This is a genomic window from Streptomyces sp. NPDC059455, assembly GCF_042750115.1.
GTDB classification, from domain to species: domain Bacteria; phylum Actinomycetota; class Actinomycetes; order Streptomycetales; family Streptomycetaceae; genus Streptomyces; species Streptomyces endocoffeicus.
In genome coordinates this window covers 1-22,997 of sequence record NZ_JBHYVB010000185.1, presented here as the reverse complement: position 1 = coordinate 22,997, position 22,997 = coordinate 1, and the positions used below count along the sequence as shown (strand labels likewise).

The following is a 22,997-nucleotide window of genomic DNA, read 5'->3' as shown; positions in this document are numbered from 1 at the left end:
GGCGGGACCGTCCCATGGAGCCCGACCCGGGCCGCGCGGGGTGGTGGCGGGCCGAGGCCGAGGCCGGGCCCGGCACGCGGTACGGCTTCGCGCTCGACGACGGCCCGCCGCTCCCCGATCCGCGCTCCCGCCGCCAGCCGGACGGCCCGGAGTGGCTGAGCGCGGTGGTCGACCACTCCCGCTTCCGCTGGGAGCGGGAGTGGTTCGGACGGCCGCTGCCGGGCGCGGTCCTCTACGAGCTGCACATCGGCACCTTCACCCATGAGGGCACCTTCGACGCTGCGGCCGAACAGCTGCCGCATCTGGCCGAGTTGGGCATCACCCATGTACAGCTGATGCCCGTCTGCCCGTTCCCCGGGACCCATGGCTGGGGGTACGACGGCGTGGCGCCCTGGGCGGTGCACGAGCCCTACGGCGGGCCGGAGGGGCTGGCGCGCTTCGTGGACGCCGCGCACGGGCACGGCCTCGGCGTGGTCCTCGATGTGGTCCATAACCATCTGGGCCCCTCCGGCAACCACCTCCCGGCCTTCGGCCCGTACTTCACCGACACCCACCACACCCCCTGGGGCGCGGCGGTCAACCTCGACGCGCCCGGCTCCGACGAGGTGCGCGCGTACTTCATCGGCAGCGCGCTCGCCTGGCTGCGTGACTTCCGCCTCGACGGGCTGCGGCTTGACGCGGTGCACGCGCTGCGCGACACCCGGGCCCGGCACTTCCTGGCCGAGCTGTCGGCCGCCGTGGACGCGCTGGCCGCCCGCACCGGCCGTCCGCTGTTCCTCATCGGCGAGTCCGATCTCAACGATCCGCGCACCACCGCCCCGCGCGAGGCGGGCGGCCACGGTCTGCACGCGCAGTGGAACGACGACTTCCATCACGCCCTGCACACATTCCTCACCGGTGAGCGGCAGGGTTACTACGCCGACTTCGCCGCCGAGGGGCCCGGAGCGCTGGTCAAGACGCTGATGGGCGGCTTCTTCCACGACGGCACCCATTCGGCGTTCCGGAGCCGCCGCCACGGCAGTCCGCTGAACACCCACACCACCCCCGCGCACCGGCTGCTCGGCTACGCCCAGACCCATGACCAGGTGGGCAACCGCGCGATCGGCGACCGGCTCTCCGCCCGGCTCTCCCCCGGGCTGCTGGCCTGTGCGGCGGCCGTGGTGCTGTGCGCGCCCTTCACCCCCATGCTCTTCATGGGCGAGGAGTGGGGCGCCCGCACGCCCTGGCAGTACTTCACCGACCACCAGGATCCGGAGCTGGCCGAGGCGGTGCGGTCCGGCCGCCGCCGCGAGTTCGCCGCCCACGGCTGGGCGGCGGGGGACGTGCCCGACCCCCAGGACCCGGCCACCCGGCTGCGGTCCTGCCTCGACTGGCGGGAGCCGGAGCGGGAGCCGCACCGGGCGCTGCTCGACTGGTACCGCCGGCTGATCGCGCTGCGCCGCGCCGAACCGGCCCTGACCGACCCCACCTGGTCGTACACGGGCCTGTCCTCCGGTTCGGACGGCTGCTTCAGCTTTCAGCGCGGCCCGCTGCGGGTTCTGCTCAACCCGGGCGACCAGCCGGTCAAGACCTGGCTCGGGCCCCGGACCGGCGAGGTCACCGAGGTGGTGGCCGCCTGGCGGCGGGTCGAGCTGCCGGGCCCGGACGGCATGCTGAGGCTGCCGCCCGAGACCGCCGCCGTGCTGCGCTGCGGCTCACGATGAGGAGCCCAAGGCTCAGGCCGAGGCGCCTGAGCCTCTCCGCGGGGTCAATTCTCCCCGGGCCCTGGGGCCAGCTCTCCCCGGGCCCCGGGGGCAGCTCTCCCCGGGCCCCGGGGGCAGCTCTCCTCGGGGCTCAGCCGCAGCGAGATGGAGTTGATGCAGTACCGCTGGTCGGTCGGGGTCGGGTAGCCCTCGCCCGAGAAGACATGGCCCAGGTGGGAGCCGCAGCGGGTGCACCGGACCTCGGTGCGGGCCATGCCGTGCGAGCGGTCTTCGAGCAGTTCGACGGCCGAGCTGTCCGCCGGGTCGTAGAACGACGGCCAGCCGCAGTGGCTCTCGAACTTCGTCTCAGAGCGGAAGAGCTCCGCCCCGCACGCCCGGCACGAATAGACGCCGACCGTCTTGGAATCGGTGTACTCACCGGTGAAGGCACGCTCGGTACCGGCCTCCCGCAGTACGTGGTACTCCTGCGGAGTCAGCTCCGCGCGCCACTGCTCCTCCGGCTTGTCGATCTCGTACGCCATGGGGACGGACCTCCTCAGTTCTCCGGGCTTTGCAGACGGGCGAGGATCTCCGGACCGAGGTCGGTCACATCGCCAGCGCCCATGGTGAGAACAAGGTCACCCGGCTTCGCCATTCCGGCGATCAGCTCGGGCACCGCGTCCCGGTCATGCTCGGCGGTCACATCCGCCCCGTGACGGGCCGCGGCGTCGATGATCAGGGCGCTGGTGACGCCGGGGACCGGGTCCTCGCGGGCGGGGTAGATGTCCAGGACCACGGAGGCGTCGGCGAGCGCGAGCGCCTCGCCCATCTCGGTGCCCAGCTCCTGGGTGCGGCTGAACAGATGCGGCTGGAAGACCACCAGCACCCGGCCCTCCCCGGCGCCGCCGCGGATCGCCTCGAGGTCCGCGGCGATCTCGGTGGGGTGGTGGGCGTAGGAGTCGACCACCTGCACCCCGGCCGCGGTGCCCTTGAGCTGGAGCCGCCGCTTGACGCCCGTGTACGAGGCGAGGGCGGGGGCCAGCTCCGGGGCCGGGACGTCGAGGGCGGCGCCCGCGGTGAGGGCGGCCACGGCGTTGAGCGCGTAGTGCCGACCGGGGACGGAGACGGTGAAGGTGAGCTCCGCGCCGCCCAGGGACTCCGCGAGCCGTACGGTGACCTCGCTGGTCAGCCCGTGCGGCTCGATGGCCAGGACTCTCACGTCCGCGCCCGCGTCCTCGCCGTAGGTGAGCACCCGCAGCCCGTCGCGCCCGGTGACCCGGGCGGTCAGCTCACGGGCGCCGGGGTGGTCGGCGGAGATCACCAGCGCGCCGCCGGGTCGGACCCGGCCGACGAAGGTCTCGAACGATTCGTAGATCTCGTCCATCGAGGCGTAGTTGGCGTGGTGGTCGAGCTCCACATTGAGGATGATCGCCACCTCGGGCGCGTACTTGTGGAAGCTGCGGTCGCTCTCGTCGGCCTCGGCGACGAAGATCTCGCCCGCGCCGTGGAGGGCGCTGGAGCCGGGGGCGTCCAGATCGCCGCCGATGACGTACGACGGGTCCAGCCCGAGGGTGCGCAGCGAGACGGCCAGCATCGAGGTCGTGGTCGTCTTGCCGTGGGTGCCCGCGACCGCGATCGGCCGGGAGCCGTCCATCAGCGCGGCGAGCGCGTCGGAGCGGTGCACCACCGGGATACCGCGCTCCCGCGCCGTGACCAGCTCGAGGTTGTCGTCGCGGATGGCGCTGGAGATGACGACGCTGGTGGCGTCGGCGGCGAGGTTATCGGCGGAGTGGCCGATGTGCACCGTGGCGCCGAGCTCACGCAGCGCCCCGACGATCGGCGAGTCCTTGGTGTCGCTGCCCGAGACCCGTGCGCCGCGCATGGCGAGGACCTTCGCCACGCCCGACATCCCGGCGCCGCCGATGCCGATGAAGTGCGGTCGATCCAGCGTGTCGGAGGCGGTGCCGGCCGGTGCCATGTACGGGTCTCCCCTGGTTCGCGGTGTGTGCTGTCGGGCCGATTCTCGCACCCCCGGCGGCCCGCCCCCGCCGATGGCCGCGAGGGCCGCGAGGGCCGTCCGCCGGGCCTGGACCGGGACCGGGGCTCAGCCGATGCCCACCGGGACCGGGCCGGGCCGCGGCTCAGCCGCCAGCCGAGGGCTGGTCCTCGTCCACCGCGTGCGCGAAGAGCTTCAGCACCGGGACCCCCACCTTGTGGCGCGCCCGCGAGGCCCAGTCCCGGTGGAAGAACTCCTCCACGAAGTGCGGGGCGGTGAGCACGATCACCTCATCGGCCCGGGTCTCCTCCACCACCCCGCGCAGCACCTCCAGCGGACGGCGCTGGACGACATGGCCCCGGGCCCGGCTCCCGGCCGCCTCGAGCGCCGCCACCGAGTGGGTCAGCGCCCGCTCGGCGGGCTCCAGCGCCTCCTTGCCCTCCGGCTCGTCCCCCTCCTGGGCGGCCTGCTCCAGCTCGCCGAGGGCGATGTCGTCGATCGCGCGCAGCAGCCGGTCCTTGCTGCCCCGGGGTTGCATCAGGACGACGAAGGAGACCGGATCATCGCCGTGCAGGGTGGTGACGAATTCCACGTCGGCGGGGGTCAGGGGCTTCTCAATCATCAATACGCTCGTGAACACGGCGGATGCCCTTCTCCTTCGCGATCCCATTCGCGGGTTTACAGACGTTTTTATGAGTTATTGGTAAATCCGACGGTAGCGGGTGAAAAGAAACCCGGCTTCCTCCAGAACGGAAGCGAGAGTGAAGCGTTCCGGTTCCGCCAGTACGGGGCCGTTCATGATCCGCTTCGCGTCCCCCGCGGTGACCAGGGGGGCCACCGCCAGACACAGCTCGTCCAGCACCCCGGCCGCCGCGAACTCCGCCAGCAGCGTGGGGCCGCCCTCGGTGAGCAGCCGGGTGTGGCCGAGCCCCGCGAGCGCGGTCACGATCGCCGCCGCGTCCACCCGCCCGGACGGCCCGGCCCCGGCGAACACCACCTCGGCCCCCGCCGCACGGGCCGCTTCGATCCGCTCCTCCGCGGCCGCCGCGCCCGTGATCACGATCGTCGGAACCAGCGGCTCGGTGAACAGCGGCCGCGCGAAGTCCAGCTCCAGGCTCGCGCTCACGACGGCGATCGCGGGCGCGGGCGGCTGGCCGAGCGCCGCCCGCCGCTCGGCGAACGCCTCCCGGGCGCGCGCCGGGCGGTAGCCCTCGCGGCGCACGGTCTCCGCCCCCACGACGACGGCGTCGGCGAGCCCGCGCAGCACCCCGAAGATCCGCATATCGGCGTCGGAGGACAGGGGCTTCGACCGGCCGTCGTGATGGGCCGCCCCGTCCAGCGAGGACACCATGTTGGCCCGCAGCCAGGCGCCGGAGGGGCCGAGCGGCGGCTCCGGGTACGCATAGGCGTCGGCCAGTTCACCAAGGGTCCATTCGCGGTCCTCGGCGCGCGTTCCGGCGGAAATCCCCGCGGGCGTCGCGGCAGGCATCGCGGCAGACGTTTCGACAGGCGTTCCGGTAGGTGTTTCGGCAGGTGTTTCGGCAGGCGCGGGGACAGGCACGGGGAACAGGCGTCGCATAGGCCGCAGTGTGACATGCCTCCCTCTCGGACAGTGGTCGGGTGAAGAGCGACTACCCTGGACATCCGTGTCTGCACCAACCACAGCATCCGGCTCGGCAGGCCGCATAGCCGCCGAAGCCACTGAAGCCCCCGCAGCCCTCACCGCCCGTGCGCCGCAGGTTCCGGCGGAGCGCCTGGTCGCCGAGATGGTGCCGCCGCCCCGCTTCGCCACCGTGAGCTTCGACAACTACATCACCGACCCCGGCCAGCCCAGCCAGGCCGAGGCGGTCGAGGCGCTGAGAGCCTTCGCCGCACGGCTCGGCGGCGGCGCGGACGCGAAGGGCGGGCGCCGCAGGCACTGGTTCCGCCGGAAGGCCGAGCCCGCCGCGAACCGCGGCCCGCGCGGCATGTACCTCGACGGCGGCTACGGCGTCGGCAAGACCCATCTGCTGGCCTCTCTGTGGCACGCCACCCCGGCCGCCCCCGAGCTGAAGGCGTTCGGCACCTTCGTGGAGCTGACGAACCTGGTCGGCGCGCTCGGCTTCCAGCAGACCGTGAAGACCCTGAGCGGGCACCGGCTGCTGTGCATCGACGAGTTCGAGCTGGACGACCCGGGCGACACCGTCCTGGTCTCCACGCTGCTGGGCAAGCTGGTCGAGGCGGGCGTGGCGCTCGCCGCGACGTCCAACACGCTGCCCGGCAAGCTGGGCGAGGGCCGGTTCGCCGCGGCCGACTTCCTGCGCGAGATACAGGGGCTGTCCGCCCGCTTCCGTACGCTGCGCATCGACGGCGAGGACTACCGCCACCGCGGCCTCCCCGCGGCCCCGCCACCGCACTCCGACGAGACGGTCACCCGGGCCGCGCACCGCGTCCCCGGCGCCTCCCTGGACGACTTCCCCGCCCTGCTTGACCACCTGTCCCAGATGCATCCGAGCCGCTACGGCGCGATGTGCGACGGCGTCCAGGCCGTCTGCCTGACCGGGGTCGCCCCGGTCCCCGACCAGTCCACCGCGCTGCGGCTGGTGGTGCTGGCCGACCGGCTCTACGACCGCGAGGTGCCGGTGCTGGCCTCCGGGGTGCCGTTCGACCAGCTCTTCAGCGAGGAGATGCTGAGCGGCGGCTACCGGAAGAAGTACTTCCGGGCGATATCCCGGCTCACCGCGCTGGCCCGGGACGCGAAGGGGTTCGCCCCTTCTTTTTAGGGCTCGGTTCGCCTCCGGGGCGCCTCAGCCGGTGTCGACGGTCGACCGTGCTCGGGCCCTCGTTCCTCGGGCCCTGCGCGCGCTCTCCCTTTCGACACCGGCGCGCCCCTTCGGCTCACTCGCCAGCCGCGCCGCGTGGAGCAGACAGTTCCCGCGCATCGCTGATCGAATGGTTCCCGCGCACCCGCGCGCGTGATACACACATCCGGTCATCTTCTCTGTCCGCCAGCAGGGAGTTACCGCATGTCAGCGACACGACGTCAGCTTCTCGGCCGCACCGGCGCGCTGGGGGCCACCATCGCCTCGATCGCCTTCACCGGCAGCGTCTCCGAGCTCTTCGCCGGAACGGCCGCGGCCGCCGAACCGGATTCCCCACCACTCGGCCGGGGTGGCTACGGCCCCCTGGTCCCCGACCCCGACGGACTGCTCGACCTCCCGGAGGGATTCCGCTACCGGGTGCTCTCGCGCGAGGGCGACGAACTCCGGTCCGGCGAGGGCAAGGTCCCCAGCCACTGCGACGGCATGGCCGCCTTCCCGGGCCGCGCCGGCGGCCACGGCGGCCGTACGCATCTGGTCCGCAACCATGAGAACCGTAACGACGCCGCCATCCGCGTCCCCGCCGTGAACGGCCTCACCTACGACCCGATGGGCCTGGGCGGCTGCACCGCCCTGGAGCTCGGCCCCGGCAACCACGTACTGTCCGAACGAGTGGCCATCGCGGGCACCGCGGTCAACTGCGCGGGCGGCCCCACCCCCTGGCACACGTGGCTGACCTGCGAGGAAACCGAGGACCGGGCCGGCACGAACGGCTACACCAAGGACCACGGCTTCATCTTCGAGGTCGACCCGTACGATCCGCGCCGCACCGGCGCCGTACCGCTCACCGCCATGGGCCGCTTCCAGCACGAGGCCATCGCGGTCGATCCGCGCAGCGGCGTCGTCTACGAGACCGAGGACGCCTTCGAGAAGCCCTTCGGGCTCTTCTACCGCTTCCGGCCGAAGAAACCGCTCGGCGGCATCGGCTCGCTGCGCGCGGGCGGGGAGCTGCAGGCGCTGCGGGTGCCGGGGGTGCCCGATCTGTCCACCATCCAGGAGCCGGGCACCACCTTCGACCGCGTCGAGTGGGTGGACGTCCCCGATCCGCTCGCCCGCCAAACCCCCATCCGCTTCCAGGACTTCGGCCCCGGAAGCATCACCCACGCCCAGAAGCTGGAGGGGTGCTACTGGGGCGGTACGTCGGTCTACTTCGTCTCCAGCTTCGCCAAGAGCGCGGACGGCTCGGCGGCCGACCACTTCGGCCAGATCTGGCGCTACGACCCCGACCGCAGACGCCTCACGCTGGTGATCGTCTTCGGCCCCGGGACGGATGTCCAGCTCCCCGGCGAGTCCCCCGACAACATCACGCTCGCGCCCAGCGGCGGCCTGATGGTCTGCGAGGACGGCAACGGCGCGCAGCACGTCTTCGGGGTGACCCGGCAGGGCGAGGTCTACGCGATGGCGCGGGGGCAGCAGAACATTGGCTCACCGGAGGAGCCGGAGTGGGGCGAGTTCGCGGGCGTCACCTTCGCGCCGGACCGCCGCACGATGTACGTGAACTGCTACACCCCGGGCACGACGTTCGCCGTGACGGGGCCCTGGCGTCGCTGAGCGCTCCGCGGGAAGTGCGCGATGCGTCGTCGGCCGACTGCGGCGCCGTCGTGGCTGGTCCCACGCGGCGGAGCCGCACATCGACACAGCCGCGGCGGAGCCGCATATCGACACAGCCCCGCGCCCCTTCGGGGCGCTGCCCGAACCGTAGCGGACTTCCTCCGACCTGCTTAGCGCCTGTCCGGCGGAGTGACTGTCCGTCTGCCGGGGCACCCGGTGGGCCGTCCCCGCCGGGGCACCCGGTGGGCGGTCGCTAGCCGGAGCACGCCGTGCGCTGGGCCTCCTGCCATTCGCAGACGGGGCACAGCGTCGCGACGGGGCGCGCGACGGGGTACTCGGTGGGCTCGCCGCACTGCACGCAGTCGGCATACGGCGGGCCCTCGGGGAGGTCCGTACGGTCGTCCATGACCCGAACCCTACGACCGGCGGGAGCTCAGCGCGCAGGCCAACGCGGTCGCCCCGGCGGCGGCCGCGCCGGTCAGGGCCAGGGGCAGCAGGGGCATCGGCACGGTGCCGCTGTGCGAGCCGTCGACCAGCCCCGACACGGCGGCGTTCGCGGGCGAGGCACCGGCCACCGACACCAGCAGCGCGGCGAGCAGCGTGGCCGGGATCGCCCAGCCGGGGCGGCGCAGCAGCGGACGGTTGCACAGCGCGCCGACGGCCGTGCCGAGCAGCGCGCACGCGACCGCGGTGAGCAGCCCGGAGACGGTCGCCTCGGGCACGGGGATCTCATGCAGGTGGTCGGCGGTGTACGGATCGCTGACCGCCGCGACGAACAGCGTCCCGACGGTGCCGAGCACCAGTGCCGCGCCCAGCGCGGTCAGCACCGAGGCGAGGTGCACCCGGCCGGGCCCCACCGCCGCCGAGGCGCAGTCGCGGGCCGCGGCGGGCTCCTGGGTGACGCACGCCCGCACCAGCCAGGCGGCGACGGGCAGCAGCGCGGCGGCGGCGTAGCCGAGCGAGTCGAGGATCGGCTGCCCGGTCTGCACCCCGATCCCCAGGAACGCGCCGTAGAGCAGCAACGGCGGCAGCCAGCGGTGCGAGCGGGCCAGCAGGGCCGCCTGATAGCGCAGCAGCGCGATCATGCCTTCTCCTTCGCCCCTTGGGCGGGATCCTGGGTGTCGTTGTCGTCGATGGTCGTCACCGCGCGGATATGCCAGGGCGGGTCGGCGGTCAGGAGGGTGCGGAGCAGGGCGTCGGAGTCGGCGGCGCCCACCTCGGCCGTCAGCCGTACGCCCCGCCCCGCCGGACCGTCGGCCCCGCCCCCATGCGCGGGCGCGGGACCGTACTCGCGCACCACGGCGCCCGACAGCTCATCGGGCAACCCGGCCCCCGGCCGTCCCTCGGCCTCCACCAGCACCCGTGGCCCGACGCCGGGCCCGTCCTGCGCCGCCGACGGCCGAACCGTGCCGTCGACCGGCTCCAGCCGGGTCTCGGTGACGCGCAGGACGCGGTCCGGAGCCCCGGCCAGGCGGCGTGGGTCGTGGTCGACGAAGACGACCGCGCCGCCGTCGGCGACGCGCTCGGCGACAGCCGTGTCCAGCACCCCGCGTGCGGACTGGTCGAGGCCGGTCCACGCCTCGTCCAGGACCAGCAGGCCGGGGGCGGCCAGCAGCGCCTGTGCCACGGCGATCTTCTGGCTGGTGCCCTTGGACAGCTCGGCGAGCGGGGTACCGGCGTAGCCGTCCGCGCCGAACCGCTCCAGCCACTCCCCCGCCCCGCGCGCCGCCGCGGCGCGGGACAGCCCGTGGATCCGGCCCAGGTGGGTGAGGTAGCCGAGGGCGGAGAAGGGCAGCTCGGCCGGGAATCGCTCCGGGACGTAGGCGGTCGCCGGGCGGCCGGTGATCCGGCCCGCGCTGGGGGCGTCGATCCCGGCGAGCAGCCGCAGCAGCGTGGACTTGCCGCTGCCGTTGCGCCCCTGGATACGGGTCAGCGAACCCGGCGGCACCTCAAGATCGACACCCCGCAGCACCCAGGGTCCGCCCAGGCCGTAGCGGCGGCCGACTCCTCGCAGTCTCATGCCGGTTGAGCATAGGCGCGCCCCTCGGCGAGGGGAGGCCCTCGGCGAGGGGAAGCCCCCGGCGAGGGGAAGCCCCCGGCGCGCGGAGGCCCTGGCGGCGGTCCTGGCACACTTGGCGCGTGACCAGCATCGACGCCGACACCGAGACCGGCACCCGGACAACCGCTCACCAGGGCACCGGATCCGGCGCCCGCAGCAGCCCTTTCCGGCATGCCGAGACCGACCGGGACGCCGCGCCGCAGTTCGTCCTGCCCCTGGTGGTCCGGATCGAGAAGGCCGCGCCCCCGGCGCGTACGGATGCCCTGGAGACGGCGGCGCGCGCCGTGCTGGTGCTGCTGTCGGACGAGCGGTCGACGGCCGCCGACGGCGAGTGGGCGCAGGCCGTACGGGACTGGCAGGACGCCCGGATCCGCAAGGTCGTACGGCGGGCGCGCGGCGCGGAGTGGCGGCGCGCGGCCGGGCTGCCGGGCATCACGGTCACGGGCCGGGCACCCGACCCGACCACGGCCGAGGACGTGAACGGGGACGGGGGCAGGGACGGGCACGAGGACGGGGGCGGGGACGGGCACGAGGGCGGGGACGGGGCTTCGTCGGTGGCCGCCGAGGTGCGGGTGTTCCCGCCGGTACCGCTGGACGGCTGGCCCAAGGAGCTGGCCAAGCTCCAGGTCTCCGGCACCGACCTGGACGACCCCGAGCCGCCGCCCGCCCCCGACCCCACCGGTCCGGTGCTGTGGCTGAGCCCCCAGGTGGAGATGTCGGCGGGCAAGGCGATGGCCCAGGCCGGGCACGGCGCCCAGCTGGCCTGGTGGGAGCTGGACGACGCGGCGCGGGCGGCCTGGCGCGAGGCCGGGTTCCCGCTGGCGGTGCGTACGGCGTCGGCCGACCGGTGGGACGAGCTCACCGCGAGCGGCCTGCCGGTGGTGCGCGACGCGGGGTTCACCGAGATCGCGCCGGGGTCCTGCACGGTGGTGGCGGACCACCCGGCACTGCGGCGGCGGTAAGGCGTCGTCCGCGGCGCCGGGAGTCCTTGGGAGCCCGGGGACGGACAGTCCCCCGGGCTCCCTCCGCGCCCGGGGCGCTATCCCCTGCGGCGGCGGATCGCGCGGGTGACGAACGGCGGGAGCACATCGGCGGCGAACCGCCGGACCGCGGTGGGGCGGCGCGCCGCGGGCGCGGACGCCGGTGCGGTGGACGCGGAGCGCGGCTCGGGAGCCGGGTCGCGCGGCTCATTGACGAAGCGGGAGGTGGGCGGGGTCGGGTTCGCGGGCTTCCCCGAGAACCGCAGCACCCGGCGGCCCGCGATCTCCTGCACGCTGGTGTGCATCCCCTTGCGCCACTCCTCGTCCGCGAGCATCTCGTCCTGGATCGGCTCCGGGTCGCCCCAGGTGCCGTAGAGCTTCTGTGTGGACAGGCAGATGGGCCGCAGGCCGCGCGTGAACACCGCCTCCCAGGTCGCGGCGGCCACGCCCGGGGTGTGCTCGGAGCGGAAGTCGTCGAGGACGACGAGGCCGTCGGGCACGAGCGTGTTGTGCGCGGTGTCGATGTCGCCCGCCACGTGCTCGTACAGATGCGAGGCGTCCACGTGGATGAAGCGGCAGGTGTTCGCGCCGACGTGGTCGGGCACGACGGAGGTGGGGCCCTGGATGACGTTCGGCAGCTCGTCCCAGAAGGCCAGGTAGTTCTGCTCGAAGGCGGTGCGGGTCAGGGTGGAGTACGACTTACGCGCCTCCGCCGCGTTCTTCTCGTCCGGCGCCTCGGCGTCGAAGAGGTCACAGATCGTGAAACGCTCGTTCGCCCGCATATAGGTGGCGGTGAAGATGGCGCTCTTGCCCATGTAGGCACCCATCTCCATCAGGTCCCCGCGCTGTCCGAGGCGCTCCTGGCGGCTCAGAAAGCGATCGAACAGCACTTGGTCAAGGCTGGGGAACCATCCCTTGACGTCGTTGAGGCAGCGGGGACGCTGGGCCGCGGGGGCGGTGGTGACCGTCATGTGGCTCTCTGTTCGTCGATGGCGGCGGTCTTGAGAGACGTGTCCGGTTGAACTATCCGATTGATCGTGTCTGAACGTGTCCGTGAGCCCCAGGAGAACAGACCTCGGGGACGGGGCCCCAGGGACGCGAGTGGCCGCCACGGTCGCAGTGAAAGGCAACGCGGGGCCGTCCCCCTTGTGACCATTCTGTGACCACGCCTCCTCCAGAAGGTCTTACGGAGCGGTGACGGAACGGCGCGGGGGCGGGCCCGGACGCCCGCTCGGGCCTAGCGTCGCCCCCATGCGCGTACTGGTCACCGGAGGTGCGGGCTTCATCGGCTCGCACATCGTCACCGCCCTCGTCGAGCACGGCCATGAGGCCGTCGTCCTCGACGCCCTGCTTCCCGCCGCTCACCCGACCGCCACCCGTCCGGCTCCGCCATCCGTGGACGGGGAGTGGATCCACGCCGATGTGCGGGACCGGGAGGCGGTCCTCGCGGCGCTGCGCGGAGTGGACGCCGTATGCCACCAGGCGGCGATGGTCGGCCTCGGCAAGGACTTCGCGGACGCCCCGGCCTATGTGGGCTGCAACGACCTGGGCACGGCGGTGCTGCTGGCGGCGATGGCCGAGCGCGGGGTGCGCGACCTGGTCCTCGCCGGGTCGATGGTCGTCTACGGCGAGGGGCGCTACGACTGCCCCCGCCACGGCCGGGTCCGTCCCGGCCCGCGCGCGGAGGCGGACCTCGCGGCGGGCCGCTTCGACCCCCTCTGCCCCGAGTGCGGCACCCCGCTGCGGCCCGGCCTGGTGGGGGAGGACGCACCAGCCGATCCCCGCAATGTGTACGCGACGACGAAGCTGGCCCAGGAACACCTGGCGGCGGCCTGGGCCCGGTCGGTGGGCGGCCGCGCGGTGTCGCTGCGCTACCACAATGTGTACGGGCCTGGGATGCCGCGCGACACCCCCTACGCGGGCGTCGCCTCCTTCTTCCGCTCGGCCCTGGCGCGCGGCGAGGCGCCCACGGTCTTCGAGGACGGGGGCCAGCGCCGGGACTTCATCCATGTACGTGACGTGGCGGCCGCCAATGTCGCCGCCCTGGAGGCGGCGCCGGACGTGGCGGCCCCGGCCGCGCTGACCGCGTACAACACCGGCAGCGACGACCCCCATACGGTGGGCGAGATGGCCACGGCCCTGGCCACGGCGTTCGGCGGCCCCGCGCCCGTGGTGACGGGCGACTACCGATTGGGCGACGTCCGGCACATCACCGCGTCGTCCCGCCGGATCCGCGACCAGCTGGGCTGGCGCCCGGCGGTCTCGTTCCACGAGGGCATGACCGAATTCGCCCACGCCCCGCAACGGGCGGGGGTGTGAGGCGGGTGTGAGCGGGGGCGTGAGGCGGGTGTGACGGGAGCGGGGTCGTTCAGGACGTGATGGCGGCGGGGAGGCGGACCTCGAAGCGGCAGCCGCCGTCGACATTGCGGACCGCCGCCTGGCCGTCGTGGGCCTCGACGATGCCACGGACGATGGCGAGGCCCAGACCGGCACCCGCCGGGGGTGTGCGGGCGTCGCTGCCGCGCCAACCGGTGTCGAAGACGCGCGGAAGGTCCTCCTCCGGAATTCCGCCGCAGCCGTCGGTGACCGACAGCACGACCGTGTCCGCCTCGCGCGCGGCGGACACCGCGACCGTGCCGTCCGCCGGGGTGCGGCGGACCGCGTTGACGAGGAGGTTCCCGAGCACACGGGTCATCTCCTTGCCGTCGACCTCCACCGGGACGGGGTCCACGCGGTCGCCGATCAGCTGGACGCCCAGCTCGCGGGCGAGCGGATCGACCCCGGCGAGGGCATCGCCGACCAGGTCGTAGACGGAGATCCGGGTGGGCGCGAGGGAGAGCGCCCCGGCGTGGATGCGGGAGAGCTCGAAGAGGTCGCCGACCATCGTGTTCAGCCGCTCCACCTCGGTGCGTATCCGGCGGAGATAGCGGTCCGGGTCCGGAGCCACCCCGTCCTCCAGCGCCTCGGACATCGCGCGCAGCCCCGCCAGCGGGGTGCGCAGATCGTGGGAGATCCAGGCGACCAGCTCCCGGCGGGAGGACTCCAGGGCCCGCTCACGCTCGCGGGAGGCGGCCAGCTTGGCGCTGGTGGCGGCCAGTTCACGGCCGAGCGCGGCGAGTTCGGCGGTGGCCTGGCCGTCGGGGGCGGCGAAGCTCCCGCCGTCCCCGAAGGAGCGGGCGGCGAGGGCCAGCGCGTTGCTGCGCGCGACCACCCAGCGGCCCAGCAGCAGCGCGGTGGCCAGGGACACCACGGCGGCCATGGCACAGACGGTCGTGACCACCGTCAGGTCGTGCGGGGACAGGAACATCGCCCAGGCGACGGCCAGCGTCCCGGTGAGCATCGCCGTGACCGCGACGGAGGCGACGACGGCGAGGGACACCGCGACCGAACGGCCGCGCACCAGCCGCAGCGCCAGCGCGCCCAGCAGACCGGCCGCCGCCGCGCCGAGGAAGGCGAACACCGCCATGAGGAGCACATCACGCATCGGAGCCCGGCCCCCGTCCCGCGTCCCGCCCCTGGTCCGCGCGCCCCTCGTACCGTTGCCCCTCGTCCCCGTGTCCCTCGTCCCGCCGTCTCTCGCCGTGGGGCTCGTCGTCGGCCTCGTCGTCGGCCTCGGGCGGGGCGTCGAAGCGGTAGCCGATGCCCCATACGGTCTGGATGAGCCGGGGCGCGGCGGGATCGTCCTCGACCTTTCCGCGCAGCCGCCGCACATGGACGGTGACGGTGGACAGATCGCCGAAGTCCCAGCCCCACACCTCGCGCATCAGCTCCTCGCGGGTGAAGGCCACCCCGGGGTGGCGCAGCAGAAAGGCCAGCAGGTCGAATTCGCGCACGGTCAGGGCGAGCTCCCGGCCGTCCCGGGTGGCGCGCCGGGCCAGGGGGTCGAGGGTGATCCCGGCGCGGTGCGTCACCTCGTCCGGGTCCGGGCCGGGGCCCTGGCCGGGGCCGGGGCCGGACGAGCCGGGGGCCCGCGGACCGGTCCGGCCGCGCCGCAGCACCGACTCCACGCGCAGCACCAGCTCCCGCGGGCTGAACGGCTTGGTGACGTAGTCGTCCGCGCCGATCTCCAGGCCGAGGATGCGGTCCTCCTCGTCGCCGCGTGCGGTGAGCATGATGACCGGCACCGGGCCCTTGTCCCGGAGCGCGCGGCACACCTCCAGCCCGTCCATGCCGGGCAGCATCAGGTCGAGGACGACCAGGTCCGGCCGGCGGGCGGCGGCGCGGGCGAGCGCCCCGGGGCCGTCGGCGGCCCGGTCCACGGCGAAGCCGGCCCGGCCGAGGTACCCGGCGACGACCTCGGCCACGGTCGGGTCGTCGTCGACGACGAGCACGCGGGTGGGAGTGGGGTTCTGCTGCATGCCCCACAGCGTGACACCGGGTGCGGCACCAGGGGGCGCCGGGGAGCCCGCCGCCCGGCCGACGTCCGTGTTTCGTAAGAACCTGAAGCCCGAAATGTCGCTTTCTCCTTCGTAGTGTGGTGCGGGTGACGAACTCGACCACCCCCTGTGCGGACGTCGTCCTGCCATGTCTGGACGAGGCCGCCGCCCTGCCCTGGGTGCTGGCCCGCATCCCCGACGGCTGGCGCGCCATCGTCGTCGACAACGGCTCCACGGACGGCTCGGCCACGATCGCCCGCGCCCACGGCGCCACCGTCGTCCACGAACCCCGCCGTGGCTTCGGCGCCGCCTGCCACGCCGGGCTCCTCGCCGCCGAGGCCGACATCGTCTGCTTCTGCGACTGCGACGCCTCGCTCGACCCCGGGCTGCTGACCGCCTTCGTGCGGACCGTGGCGGCGGGCGACGCCGACCTCGTGCTGGGCCGGCGACGCCCCCAGGAGCGGGGAGCCTGGCCGGTGCACGCCCGGCTCGGCAACCTCGCGCTGACCCGCATGCTGCGGCGGCGCACCGGTCTCACGCTGGGCGACCTGGGCCCGCTGCGAGCCGCCCGGCGCGAACCGCTGCTCGCCCTCGGCCTCACCGACCGCCGCAGCGGCTATCCGCTGCAGATGGTCGTGCGGGCCGCCGACGCCGGATGGCGGATCGAGGAGCGCGACGTGCCGTACCGGCCGCGCACCGGGAAGTCGAAGGTCACCGGCACCTGGCGGGGCACCTGGCACACGGTGCGCGATATGCGCGCCGTGCTGCGCCAGCCGCCGGAGGTCCGCGACCTCGCCACCCCCACGAGGGCCGCGCGGTGAGCGCCGCTCCACACGAGGAGGCCCACGGGGCGGAGGCCCACGCGACGGAGACCTCCTCGGCTCCGGACCGCCTCGACTCCGGCCCAGGTAGCGCCGACGGGCGGCCGGTCGCCGGTGCGGACGTCCGTACGGACACCGGCTCCCGGGCGGCCCACGCGGACGGGACGACGCTGCTCATCATCGCCAAGGAGCCGGTGCCCGGCCGGGTGAAGACCAGGCTCACTCCCCCGTACACCCCCACCGAAGCCGCCTTGCTCGCCGAGGCGGCCCTCGCCGACACGCTGCACGCCGCGCTCGCCATGCCCGCCCGGCGCCGGGTGCTGGTGCTCGACGGACACCCCGGCCCGTGGTTGCCGCCGGGATTCGAGGTGGTGGGGCAGTGCGACGGCGGTCTGGACGAACGGCTCGCCGCGGCCTTCGCCGCCTGCCGGGGCGCCACCCTGCTGATCGGCATGGACACCCCGCAGGTCACCCCCGCCCTCCTCGCCCCAGCGCTGACACCGGGGAGCCGGCACGACTGCGACGCCTGGTTCGGCCCGGCCGCCGACGGTGGCTTCTGGGCCTTGGGCCTGGCCGAACCGGACCCCGAACTGCTGCGGGGCGTGCCGATGTCCACCGCCAGCACCGGTGCCGCCCAGCGGCGTCGGCTGACGGACGCGGGGCTGCGGGTGCGCGACCTGCCGATGCTGCGCGACGTGGACACGGCCGAGGACGCCGTACGGGTGGCGGCCGACGCCCCGGGCGGGCGGTTCGCCCGGGCCCTCGCCCGTCTGTCGTCCCGGACCACCGCCCGATGAGCACGGCCGAGACGGTGCGCGACGGATCGGTGCTCGAGGGATCGGTGCACGACGGATCGGTGCACGACGGATCGGTGCACGAGGAGGCCGTACACGACGGAGCGGTACGTGAGGGATCCGTACATGACGTGTCTGTGCGCGACGGAGCGGTGCGCGAGCGGACGCCCGCTCGCCGCGCGGCCGCCCCCTGGCACGCCGACCCCTATGTCCGAGCACTCCACGCGGGCCGAGGGCCGCTGTTCCTGCGCCGGGCCGACGGCTGGATGCTGCCCTTGGACGTCGAACGCTGGTGTGCGGACGCCGACGCGGCCGACCGGACCGTGCTGCGGCGCTGCCAGGGCCCGATACTCGACATCGGCTGCGGACCCGGTCGGCTGGTGGCCGCGCTGGCCCTGCACGGCCGCCCCTGCCTGGGCATCGACGTCAGCCAGACGGCGGTCGCCCGTACGGTCCGCGCGGGCGGTCCCGCGCTGTGCCGCTCGGTCTTCGAACCGCTGCCCGGCGAGGGGCGCTGGGGCACGGCGCTGCTGATCGACGGCAACATCGGCATCGGCGGCGATCCGCGCGCCCTGCTGGCGCGCGTCGCCCAACTCATGGCCCCCGACGGACTGCTGATCGTGGAGGCCGCGGCGGCCGATGTGGATGAGCGGGTGCGGGTGCGCGTGGACGACGGCCGGGGCGACGTGGGAACGGCCTTCCCCTGGGCCCGCGTCGGCGTCCGGGCGCTGCTGCACCACGCACGCGCGATGGGCTGGAGCCCGGTCGAGCAGTGGACCGCGCGCGACCGCGGGTTCGTATCGCTGCGCCGCACGCCGCCGCTGCCCCGGACCGGCACGGAGCGCTGAGCCGTGCCCGCATCGCCGCGCGGCCTGCCGCGGCCCGGCCGATTCGCCCGGTGGACCGGCCGGGTGCCCGATCAGGCGCCCCGGCCGCACTCCGTCCCGGCCCCTCGGCCATCGGCCCGCGACCGCCCCGCACCACCGCCCGACGGCGCGGACGAGCCCCGACCACCTACGCGCCCCGCACCACCGCCCGACAACACGGACAAGCTTCGTCCACGGGGCTGCCCCGCCCCATCTGCGCAGGTGCGGACCGACCCACCCGCGCGGGCACAGACCGACCCGCCCGCGCAGGCGCCAACCAACCCACCCGCGCAGGCACAGACCGACCCGCCCGCGCAGGCGCCAACCAACCCACCCGCGCGGGCGCGTGCCGCCCGCCGCTGGGTCACTCCGCTCGCTCTGGCCACGCTGCTCGGCTCGCTGGTCGCCGTCCTCGCCCTCACCTTCCGCGGGGACGACTTCCACACCGCGCCCGGCGTACTGTCCCGCTGGTACGCCATCGCCTGGGCGCTGTTCGCCGCGGCCGCGTGGACGGTCCGCCGCCTGGGTGCCCGCCAGGCCGCCGTGTTCGTGCTCGCGGGCAGCGCGGCGGTCGCCGCCACGGGGCTGCTCGCCCCGCCGCGCACCAGCACCGACGCCTACCGCTACGCCTGGGATGGGCGCGTGCAGGCCGCGGGCATATCCCCTTATGACCACGCGCCCGAGGATCCCGCGCTCGCTTCGCTGCGCGACCGCTGGCTCTTCCCGCGGGGCTCCTCCTGCCATGGCCCCGACCGCGCCCCCGTCCGCCCCGCCCCCGACCGCGCCACGCCCGAACGTCCCACACCCGAACGCCCCACGCCCGGCGCCGTCCCGCGCGCCGATCCGGAACCCGATCACCCGCCAAGCGCCTCCGTCGAGCCGCAGTGCACGCGCCTGAACCGCCCCTCGGTCCATACGATTTATCCTCCCGCCGCAGAGGGCTATTTCTTGCTTGTACACCGCTCGGCGCCGTCAGGTTCCACCCTCCTCCCCCTGCAGACCGGCGGCGCGCTGCTGTCCGTCGCCACCACCGCCGTACTGCTCGCCGCCGCGCGGCGCCGCCGCGACCCCCGCCTCGCGACCGCCCGCGCCGCGCTCTGGGCCTGGTGCCCGGCCGTACCGGTGGAGGCGGTGAACAACGCGCATGTCGACGCGCTCGGCGTGCTGTTGACCGTCGCGGGCCTCGTCGCCGTTCCCCGCCGCCGCGCCCTGGGCGGTGCGCTGCTCGGCGCGGCGACCGCGGCCAAGCTGCTGCCCGCCGTGACCCTGCCGGGCGCGCTCTCCGGCGTCCTCGCCACGGGCAACGGCGTCCTCGCCACGGGCACCGGCAGCCCCGCCTCGCCGGCCGGGCGAATCCGCCGCGCCGCGGCCGTCGTACTGCCCGCCACCGCCGTCGTCGCGCTCGGCTACCTCCCGTACGTCCTGCTCTCGCGCTCTTCCGTCCTCGGCTATCTCACCGGCTATGTGGCCGAGGAGGGCTACGAGACGGGCTCCACCGCCGCCGACGACAAGAACCGCTACGCCCTGCTGCGCCTGCTCCACCCCAACCCGGAGACCTGGGCCCTCCCCGTGATCGCCGCCGTCCTGGTCATGGTCGTGGCCCAGGTGCTGCTGCGCGGCGATCCCCAACGGCCCTGGCACGGCGCGCTGGTGGTGACCGGGATCGCGTTCCTGCTGATGACGCCCGGCTACCCCTGGTACGCGCTGCTGGTGGTGGCGCTGGTGGCCCTCGACGGGCGCTGGGAGTGGCTCGGCCTGCCGCTCGCCGGAGTCGCCCAGTATGTGACGGCCCGTGCGGTGGACGACGGCGCGTGGGTCGGGACGCTGGGGTACGCGGTCGCCGCCGCGGCGGTCATGGCCGGCTGGGCCCTGCGGGCCCGGCAGGCCCGGCGGGCGGCTTCCGCTCCCCGGTCGAAGCGGCCGAACCGGTCGAAGAGGCCTCCGCGGCCCCGCCCCGAGCCCCCGGGCGACGCCGCCACCCCCGGATCGCCACCCGGATCACCAGCCACAGGGCCGAGGCGCCGAAGAGTACGGCGGTGATCAGCAGCCAGCGCGGCCAGAAGACATCGGCGCTCAGCCCGGTCGCGTTCTCGTAGCGGCGCTCCTGCCGGCCGAGGATCAGCGGGAACCACACCAGCAGCAGCACACCGGAGACGAAGGCGGGCACCCGCACATGGTTGATCCACCGGGCCGGGGCCGGGAGCACGGCCGCCACGGCACGGTCGGCGAGCGCGTACAGCGGCAGCAGCACCAGATCGTGGAGGATGGCGGCGCCGACGAACCACAGCGCGATCCCGAACCAGTCGCCGCTCAGCAGCCTGAGCCCGGCGTAGCCGGTCAGCGCGAAGGAGCACAGCAGCAGCACCAGCCGCAGCGGCGACTCCCCGTCCAGCCGCCGCAGCCCAACACGGCTCCGCCCGAGAAGCCTCACACCGTCCCCCCGAAGTCCGAGAAACCTCATGCCGTCCCCCCGAACGTCAGCCGCCCGACCCACTTGGTGTTGTGCACCCCCGGAGCCCCGGGCACGATCACCCGCGCCGGATAGCCGTGGTCCGGCGACAGATCCGCGCCGTTGACCTTCAGTGCCAGCAGCGAGCGCGGATCGCTGACCTGGTGCTCGCTCAGCACGACGCTGCGGAAGGAGCCGTGCCGCTGCACGGACTCCACCAGCACCCTCGGCGGCCGGTCGGCATGCCCCACCAGCGCGGCGAGGTCGGCCAGCCGCACCCCCTCCCACCGCTGGTCGGCCGTGGACCACCCCTCCACACAGGCGATGGGCAGCGCCGCGCCGTGGCTCTCCAGCCGCAGCAGCCGCTCCCGGGTGAGGACGGTCTCGTGGCCCGCCGCGCCCCGCACCACAAGCCGCCAGTCGGGGCCGATGTCGCGGGCGCGGATGCCGACGGCCACGGTGGTCTTGTTGATCTGGAAGCCGTTCGGCCCCCGGCCCGGCTCGCGCCCGTGCGGGGCGAGCAGCGCGCTCGTACGCAGCGGCCCGCCGATGCTCTGACCGGCCGTCACCACCAGCAGCGCGAAGGAGCCGGTGCCGACCATGGCGAGCGCGCCCCGCCGCGACATGGTCGGCGCGGCGGGCCGCGGGCTGACCAGGCCGGTCTCGTCCGGCGGCTCCGGCCGGGTGTCGGAAGTGCGGGTGCGCAGCTCGGCCCGCAGCTCGCGGCTCCGCAGCGTCCGCACCATGAGCGGGAGCCGCAGCGCCACATGGACCACGAGGGCGGCCATGAAGATCCACGCCCCGTAGAAGTGCAGCGGGTAGAAGGAGCCGGGGAAGATGTAGTCCAGCTGGACGTTGAGCACGCCGGTCGCGAACTCGAACAGTCCCCCGCCGACCAGCAGGAGCAGCGAGAGCCGCTCCAGCGCGTGCCCCACGGACCGCACCGGCGGCCAGGCGAACAGCTTGGGGATGACCGACCACAGCTTGGCCAGCAGCACGGGGACGAGCACGATCCCGAGTGTGACGTGCACCCCCTGGGTGACGCGGTAGAGCCAGGAGGGGTCGGTCGGCCAGGAGAAGAGGTAGAAGCCGAGCAGCCCCTTGTCCGGTGTCTTGTCGTTGACCGGGGACAGATCGGGGTTGTAGGCGGCGTACGACAGCAGTCCGGTCACGAAGAGCACGGGGATGCCGAAGAGCAGGATTAGGCCGAAGACGGACGTCAGCCAGGGGCCGCGGAGCGGGCTGCGCCACAGGGCACGACGATCACGGTCGGTACGGGGAGGGTGGCTCATGGCATGACCGTAGGACCGCCGCACCGCCTCCAGCGGCCTTGAGCCCATGACAAAACGGTGACGTCACGGGCCCTGGCCGGGAAGATCTGACGGTCCGGTGACAGCGCGCGGCGCGGCGGCCCGGCGGCGGGCTCGGCGACGTAGCGTGACGTCGTGAAGCTCCCTCTCCGCAACGGCGCCGACATCCAGCCCACCCAGAACGACACACCCACCGGCCGTCGTCGGGACGTGCTCGCCGCCGCTGCCGCCGCCCTGGTCTTCGCCGTCGCCGCCGTCGTCGGCACCCTGATCCAGCGGACCGATCACTCCCTGTACGTCGACTGGGCGCCGCTGTACGCCGACTGGCTGCCCCATGTGGGCCCCGGCACGCCCCTCGCCCTGGCCGTCGCCGTGGCGGTCGTCCTCCATGGCCCCCGGCTGGCGGCGCGGCTGCCGTGGCGGGGGCTGCTGGGGGCCGTCTGGGCGGCGGCCATGGCCTGGATCTGGTCGCTGGCGCTGGTCGACGGATGGCGGCGCGGGGTGGCGGAGCGGCTGACGGCGCGTCACGAGTATCTGCGCGGCATCGACCGGTTCCAGGACATCGGCGCGGCCCTGCGCGGCTTCACCGGCCATATCCTGCTCACTCAGCCCGACCACTGGCCCGCCCATATCGCGGGCCATCCGCCGGGTGCCGTGCTCACCTTCGTGGGCCTGGACCGGCTGGGCCTGGGCGGCGGCGGTTGGGCGGGGGCCTTCTGCGTCACCGTGGGCGGCTCGGCGGCGGTCGCGATCCTGGTCACGCTGCGCGCCCTGGGGCAGGAGCGGGCGGCGCGCACGGCCGCCCCGTTCCTGGTCCTGGCTCCCGGGGCGGTATGGGTGGGTGCCTCGGCCGACGGCTACTTCGCGGCCGTCGCGGCCTGGGGGCTCGCACTGCTGGCGCTCGCGGCGACGCGTACGGTCCGGGCACCCGGGGCGGTCGCGCTGGGCTCCGGGCTGCTGCTGGGGCTGACGGCCTATCTCTCGTACGGACTGACGCTGCTGGCGCTGCCCGCCGCCGCCGTACTGCTGCTCGCCCGCACCGCGCGGCCACTGCCCTTCGCGCTGACCGGGGTGGCCGCGGTGGCCGGGGCGTTCACGCTGGCCGGGTTCCGGTGGTGGGAGGGGTACTCCCTGCTGGTCGAGCGCTACTACCAGGGCGTGGCTTCCGACCGGCCGTACGCGTACTGGGTCTGGGCCAACCTGGCCGTCGCGTCGGTGGTCGCCGGTCCCGCCTGTGTCGCGGGCGCGCGGCGGA

At 74.3% G+C, this 22,997-nt stretch carries 20 protein-coding genes and 2 pseudogenes; 10 read left to right on the top strand and 12 right to left on the bottom strand.

What is annotated here, in order from left to right:
• On the top strand, positions 1-1,703 hold a 1,703-nt coding region (gene treZ / locus ACFXB5_RS41805; RefSeq protein WP_385218698.1), incomplete at its 5' end, for a malto-oligosyltrehalose trehalohydrolase.
• 119 nt (positions 1,704-1,822) lie between these two features.
• Here treZ and msrB read toward each other — a convergent pair.
• From msrB to ACFXB5_RS41785, 4 genes and pseudogenes are all read right to left on the bottom strand, one after another.
• Positions 1,823-2,224 (bottom strand): annotated as a pseudogene (gene msrB, locus ACFXB5_RS41800) (peptide-methionine (R)-S-oxide reductase MsrB); the annotation flags it as partial.
• Positions 2,225-2,238: 14 nt separating this feature from the next.
• Entirely contained in the window at positions 2,239-3,660 is a 1,422-nt protein-coding gene (gene murC / locus ACFXB5_RS41795; protein WP_385218696.1) for a UDP-N-acetylmuramate--L-alanine ligase, read from the bottom strand.
• A gap of 163 nt (positions 3,661-3,823) precedes the next feature.
• Positions 3,824-4,300, bottom strand: a complete 477-nt coding sequence (locus ACFXB5_RS41790) for an indole-3-glycerol phosphate synthase (protein ID WP_385218695.1) — start codon at positions 4,298-4,300, stop codon at positions 3,824-3,826.
• Positions 4,301-4,375: 75 nt separating this feature from the next.
• The gene (locus ACFXB5_RS41785; protein WP_385218693.1) at positions 4,376-5,257 is read right to left on the bottom strand and encodes a pyrimidine reductase family protein; all 882 of its coding nucleotides are present in this window, start codon (positions 5,255-5,257) and stop codon (positions 4,376-4,378) included.
• Between the two features lie 67 nt (positions 5,258-5,324).
• On the opposite strand from ACFXB5_RS41785, the gene zapE reads away from it, so the two are divergent.
• Entirely contained in the window at positions 5,325-6,440 is a 1,116-nt protein-coding gene (gene zapE / locus ACFXB5_RS41780; protein WP_385218691.1) for a cell division protein ZapE, read from the top strand.
• A gap of 243 nt (positions 6,441-6,683) precedes the next feature.
• Entirely contained in the window at positions 6,684-8,087 is a 1,404-nt protein-coding gene (locus tag ACFXB5_RS41775; protein ID WP_385218689.1) for an alkaline phosphatase PhoX, read from the top strand.
• Between the two features lie 253 nt (positions 8,088-8,340).
• Here ACFXB5_RS41775 and ACFXB5_RS41770 read toward each other — a convergent pair whose 3' ends face one another.
• Genes ACFXB5_RS41770 through ACFXB5_RS41760 form a run of 3 tightly spaced genes read right to left on the bottom strand, consistent with a single transcriptional unit; the run spans position 8,341 to position 10,107 of the window.
• Entirely contained in the window at positions 8,341-8,493 is a 153-nt protein-coding gene (locus ACFXB5_RS41770) for a hypothetical protein (protein WP_385218687.1), read from the bottom strand.
• 10 nt (positions 8,494-8,503) lie between these two features.
• Positions 8,504-9,172 (bottom strand): ABC transporter, encoded by a 669-nt coding sequence (locus ACFXB5_RS41765; RefSeq protein WP_385218685.1) that lies wholly within the window; start codon positions 9,170-9,172, stop codon positions 8,504-8,506.
• Positions 9,169-10,107 (bottom strand): ATP-binding cassette domain-containing protein, encoded by a 939-nt coding sequence (locus tag ACFXB5_RS41760; protein WP_385218683.1) that lies wholly within the window; start codon positions 10,105-10,107, stop codon positions 9,169-9,171. The genes ACFXB5_RS41765 and ACFXB5_RS41760 overlap by 4 nt, the downstream gene beginning before the upstream one ends.
• Before the next feature lie 119 nt (positions 10,108-10,226).
• Here ACFXB5_RS41760 and ACFXB5_RS41755 point away from each other — a divergent pair, with 119 nt between their 5' ends.
• Positions 10,227-11,108: a peptidyl-tRNA hydrolase gene (locus ACFXB5_RS41755; protein ID WP_385218681.1), complete on the top strand. Its 882-nt coding sequence runs from the start codon at positions 10,227-10,229 to the stop codon at positions 11,106-11,108.
• A gap of 77 nt (positions 11,109-11,185) precedes the next feature.
• Here the strand turns inward: ACFXB5_RS41755 and ACFXB5_RS41750 are convergent, their stop codons facing one another.
• A complete protein-coding gene (locus ACFXB5_RS41750) occupies positions 11,186-12,097 on the bottom strand; it encodes a class I SAM-dependent methyltransferase (protein WP_385218680.1) in 912 nt (303 codons plus the stop codon).
• Positions 12,098-12,377: 280 nt separating this feature from the next.
• Between ACFXB5_RS41750 and ACFXB5_RS41745 the strand changes: the two genes are divergently transcribed.
• Positions 12,378-13,445 carry an NAD-dependent epimerase/dehydratase family protein gene (locus ACFXB5_RS41745; RefSeq protein WP_385218678.1) on the top strand — a complete coding sequence of 356 codons (1,068 nt, stop codon included), beginning with the start codon at positions 12,378-12,380 and terminating at the stop codon, positions 13,443-13,445.
• A 49-nt stretch (positions 13,446-13,494) separates the two neighbouring features.
• Here the strand turns inward: ACFXB5_RS41745 and ACFXB5_RS41740 are convergent, their stop codons facing one another.
• The gene (locus ACFXB5_RS41740; protein ID WP_385218677.1) at positions 13,495-14,610 is read right to left on the bottom strand and encodes a sensor histidine kinase; all 1,116 of its coding nucleotides are present in this window, start codon (positions 14,608-14,610) and stop codon (positions 13,495-13,497) included.
• Positions 14,603-15,484, bottom strand: a complete 882-nt coding sequence (locus ACFXB5_RS41735; RefSeq protein WP_385218675.1) for a response regulator transcription factor — start codon at positions 15,482-15,484, stop codon at positions 14,603-14,605. Before ACFXB5_RS41735 ends, ACFXB5_RS41740 begins: the two co-directional genes overlap by 8 nt.
• 116 nt (positions 15,485-15,600) lie before the next feature.
• Here ACFXB5_RS41735 and ACFXB5_RS41730 point away from each other — a divergent pair, with 116 nt between their 5' ends.
• The 4 genes and pseudogenes from ACFXB5_RS41730 to ACFXB5_RS41715 all read left to right on the top strand — a co-directional run.
• Positions 15,601-16,323 carry a glycosyltransferase family 2 protein gene (locus ACFXB5_RS41730; protein ID WP_385218673.1) on the top strand — a complete coding sequence of 241 codons (723 nt, stop codon included), beginning with the start codon at positions 15,601-15,603 and terminating at the stop codon, positions 16,321-16,323.
• A gap of 170 nt (positions 16,324-16,493) precedes the next feature.
• Positions 16,494-17,120 carry a DUF2064 domain-containing protein gene (locus ACFXB5_RS41725; protein ID WP_385218700.1) on the top strand — a complete coding sequence of 209 codons (627 nt, stop codon included), beginning with the start codon at positions 16,494-16,496 and terminating at the stop codon, positions 17,118-17,120.
• A complete protein-coding gene (locus ACFXB5_RS41720; RefSeq protein ID WP_385218671.1) occupies positions 17,117-17,965 on the top strand; it encodes a methyltransferase domain-containing protein in 849 nt (282 codons plus the stop codon). Before ACFXB5_RS41725 ends, ACFXB5_RS41720 begins: the two co-directional genes overlap by 4 nt.
• A 3-nt stretch (positions 17,966-17,968) precedes the next feature.
• A pseudogene (locus ACFXB5_RS41715) lies at positions 17,969-19,609 on the top strand (glycosyltransferase 87 family protein); the annotation flags it as partial.
• A 226-nt stretch (positions 19,610-19,835) separates the two neighbouring features.
• On the opposite strand, the gene ACFXB5_RS41710 reads toward ACFXB5_RS41715, so the two are convergent.
• Together ACFXB5_RS41710 and ACFXB5_RS41705 are read right to left on the bottom strand one after the other, a co-directional pair.
• Positions 19,836-20,444, bottom strand: coding sequence for a hypothetical protein (locus ACFXB5_RS41710; protein WP_385218669.1), 609 nt, complete (start codon positions 20,442-20,444; stop codon positions 19,836-19,838).
• Complete coding sequence (locus ACFXB5_RS41705) at positions 20,441-21,724, bottom strand: molybdopterin-dependent oxidoreductase (RefSeq protein ID WP_385218667.1); 1,284 nt, start codon at positions 21,722-21,724, stop codon at positions 20,441-20,443. The genes ACFXB5_RS41710 and ACFXB5_RS41705 overlap by 4 nt, the downstream gene beginning before the upstream one ends.
• Before the next feature lie 153 nt (positions 21,725-21,877).
• Between ACFXB5_RS41705 and ACFXB5_RS41700 the strand changes: the two genes are divergently transcribed.
• The coding region (locus tag ACFXB5_RS41700; RefSeq protein ID WP_385218665.1) for a hypothetical protein at positions 21,878-22,997 on the top strand (1,120 nt) is incomplete at its 3' end.

What these genes read in the sequence shown, in the direction of transcription:
- murC (WP_385218696.1), bottom strand. Translation starts at nt 3,660, where the DNA reads ATGGCACCGGCCGGCACCGCCTCCGACACGCTGGATCGACCGCACTTC.
- ACFXB5_RS41790 (WP_385218695.1), bottom strand. Translation starts at nt 4,300, where the DNA reads ATGATTGAGAAGCCCCTGACCCCCGCCGACGTGGAATTCGTCACCACC.
- ACFXB5_RS41785 (WP_385218693.1), bottom strand. Translation starts at nt 5,257, where the DNA reads ATGCGACGCCTGTTCCCCGTGCCTGTCCCCGCGCCTGCCGAAACACCT.
- ACFXB5_RS41775 (WP_385218689.1), top strand. Translation starts at nt 6,684, where the DNA reads ATGTCAGCGACACGACGTCAGCTTCTCGGCCGCACCGGCGCGCTGGGG.
- ACFXB5_RS41770 (WP_385218687.1), bottom strand. Translation starts at nt 8,493, where the DNA reads ATGGACGACCGTACGGACCTCCCCGAGGGCCCGCCGTATGCCGACTGC.
- ACFXB5_RS41765 (WP_385218685.1), bottom strand. Translation starts at nt 9,172, where the DNA reads ATGATCGCGCTGCTGCGCTATCAGGCGGCCCTGCTGGCCCGCTCGCAC.
- ACFXB5_RS41760 (WP_385218683.1), bottom strand. Translation starts at nt 10,107, where the DNA reads ATGAGACTGCGAGGAGTCGGCCGCCGCTACGGCCTGGGCGGACCCTGG.
- ACFXB5_RS41750 (WP_385218680.1), bottom strand. Translation starts at nt 12,097, where the DNA reads ATGACGGTCACCACCGCCCCCGCGGCCCAGCGTCCCCGCTGCCTCAAC.
- ACFXB5_RS41745 (WP_385218678.1), top strand. Translation starts at nt 12,378, where the DNA reads ATGCGCGTACTGGTCACCGGAGGTGCGGGCTTCATCGGCTCGCACATC.
- ACFXB5_RS41740 (WP_385218677.1), bottom strand. Translation starts at nt 14,610, where the DNA reads ATGCGTGATGTGCTCCTCATGGCGGTGTTCGCCTTCCTCGGCGCGGCG.
- ACFXB5_RS41735 (WP_385218675.1), bottom strand. Translation starts at nt 15,484, where the DNA reads ATGCAGCAGAACCCCACTCCCACCCGCGTGCTCGTCGTCGACGACGAC.
- ACFXB5_RS41720 (WP_385218671.1), top strand. Translation starts at nt 17,117, where the DNA reads ATGAGCACGGCCGAGACGGTGCGCGACGGATCGGTGCTCGAGGGATCG.
- ACFXB5_RS41710 (WP_385218669.1), bottom strand. Translation starts at nt 20,444, where the DNA reads ATGAGGTTTCTCGGACTTCGGGGGGACGGTGTGAGGCTTCTCGGGCGG.
- ACFXB5_RS41705 (WP_385218667.1), bottom strand. Translation starts at nt 21,724, where the DNA reads ATGAGCCACCCTCCCCGTACCGACCGTGATCGTCGTGCCCTGTGGCGC.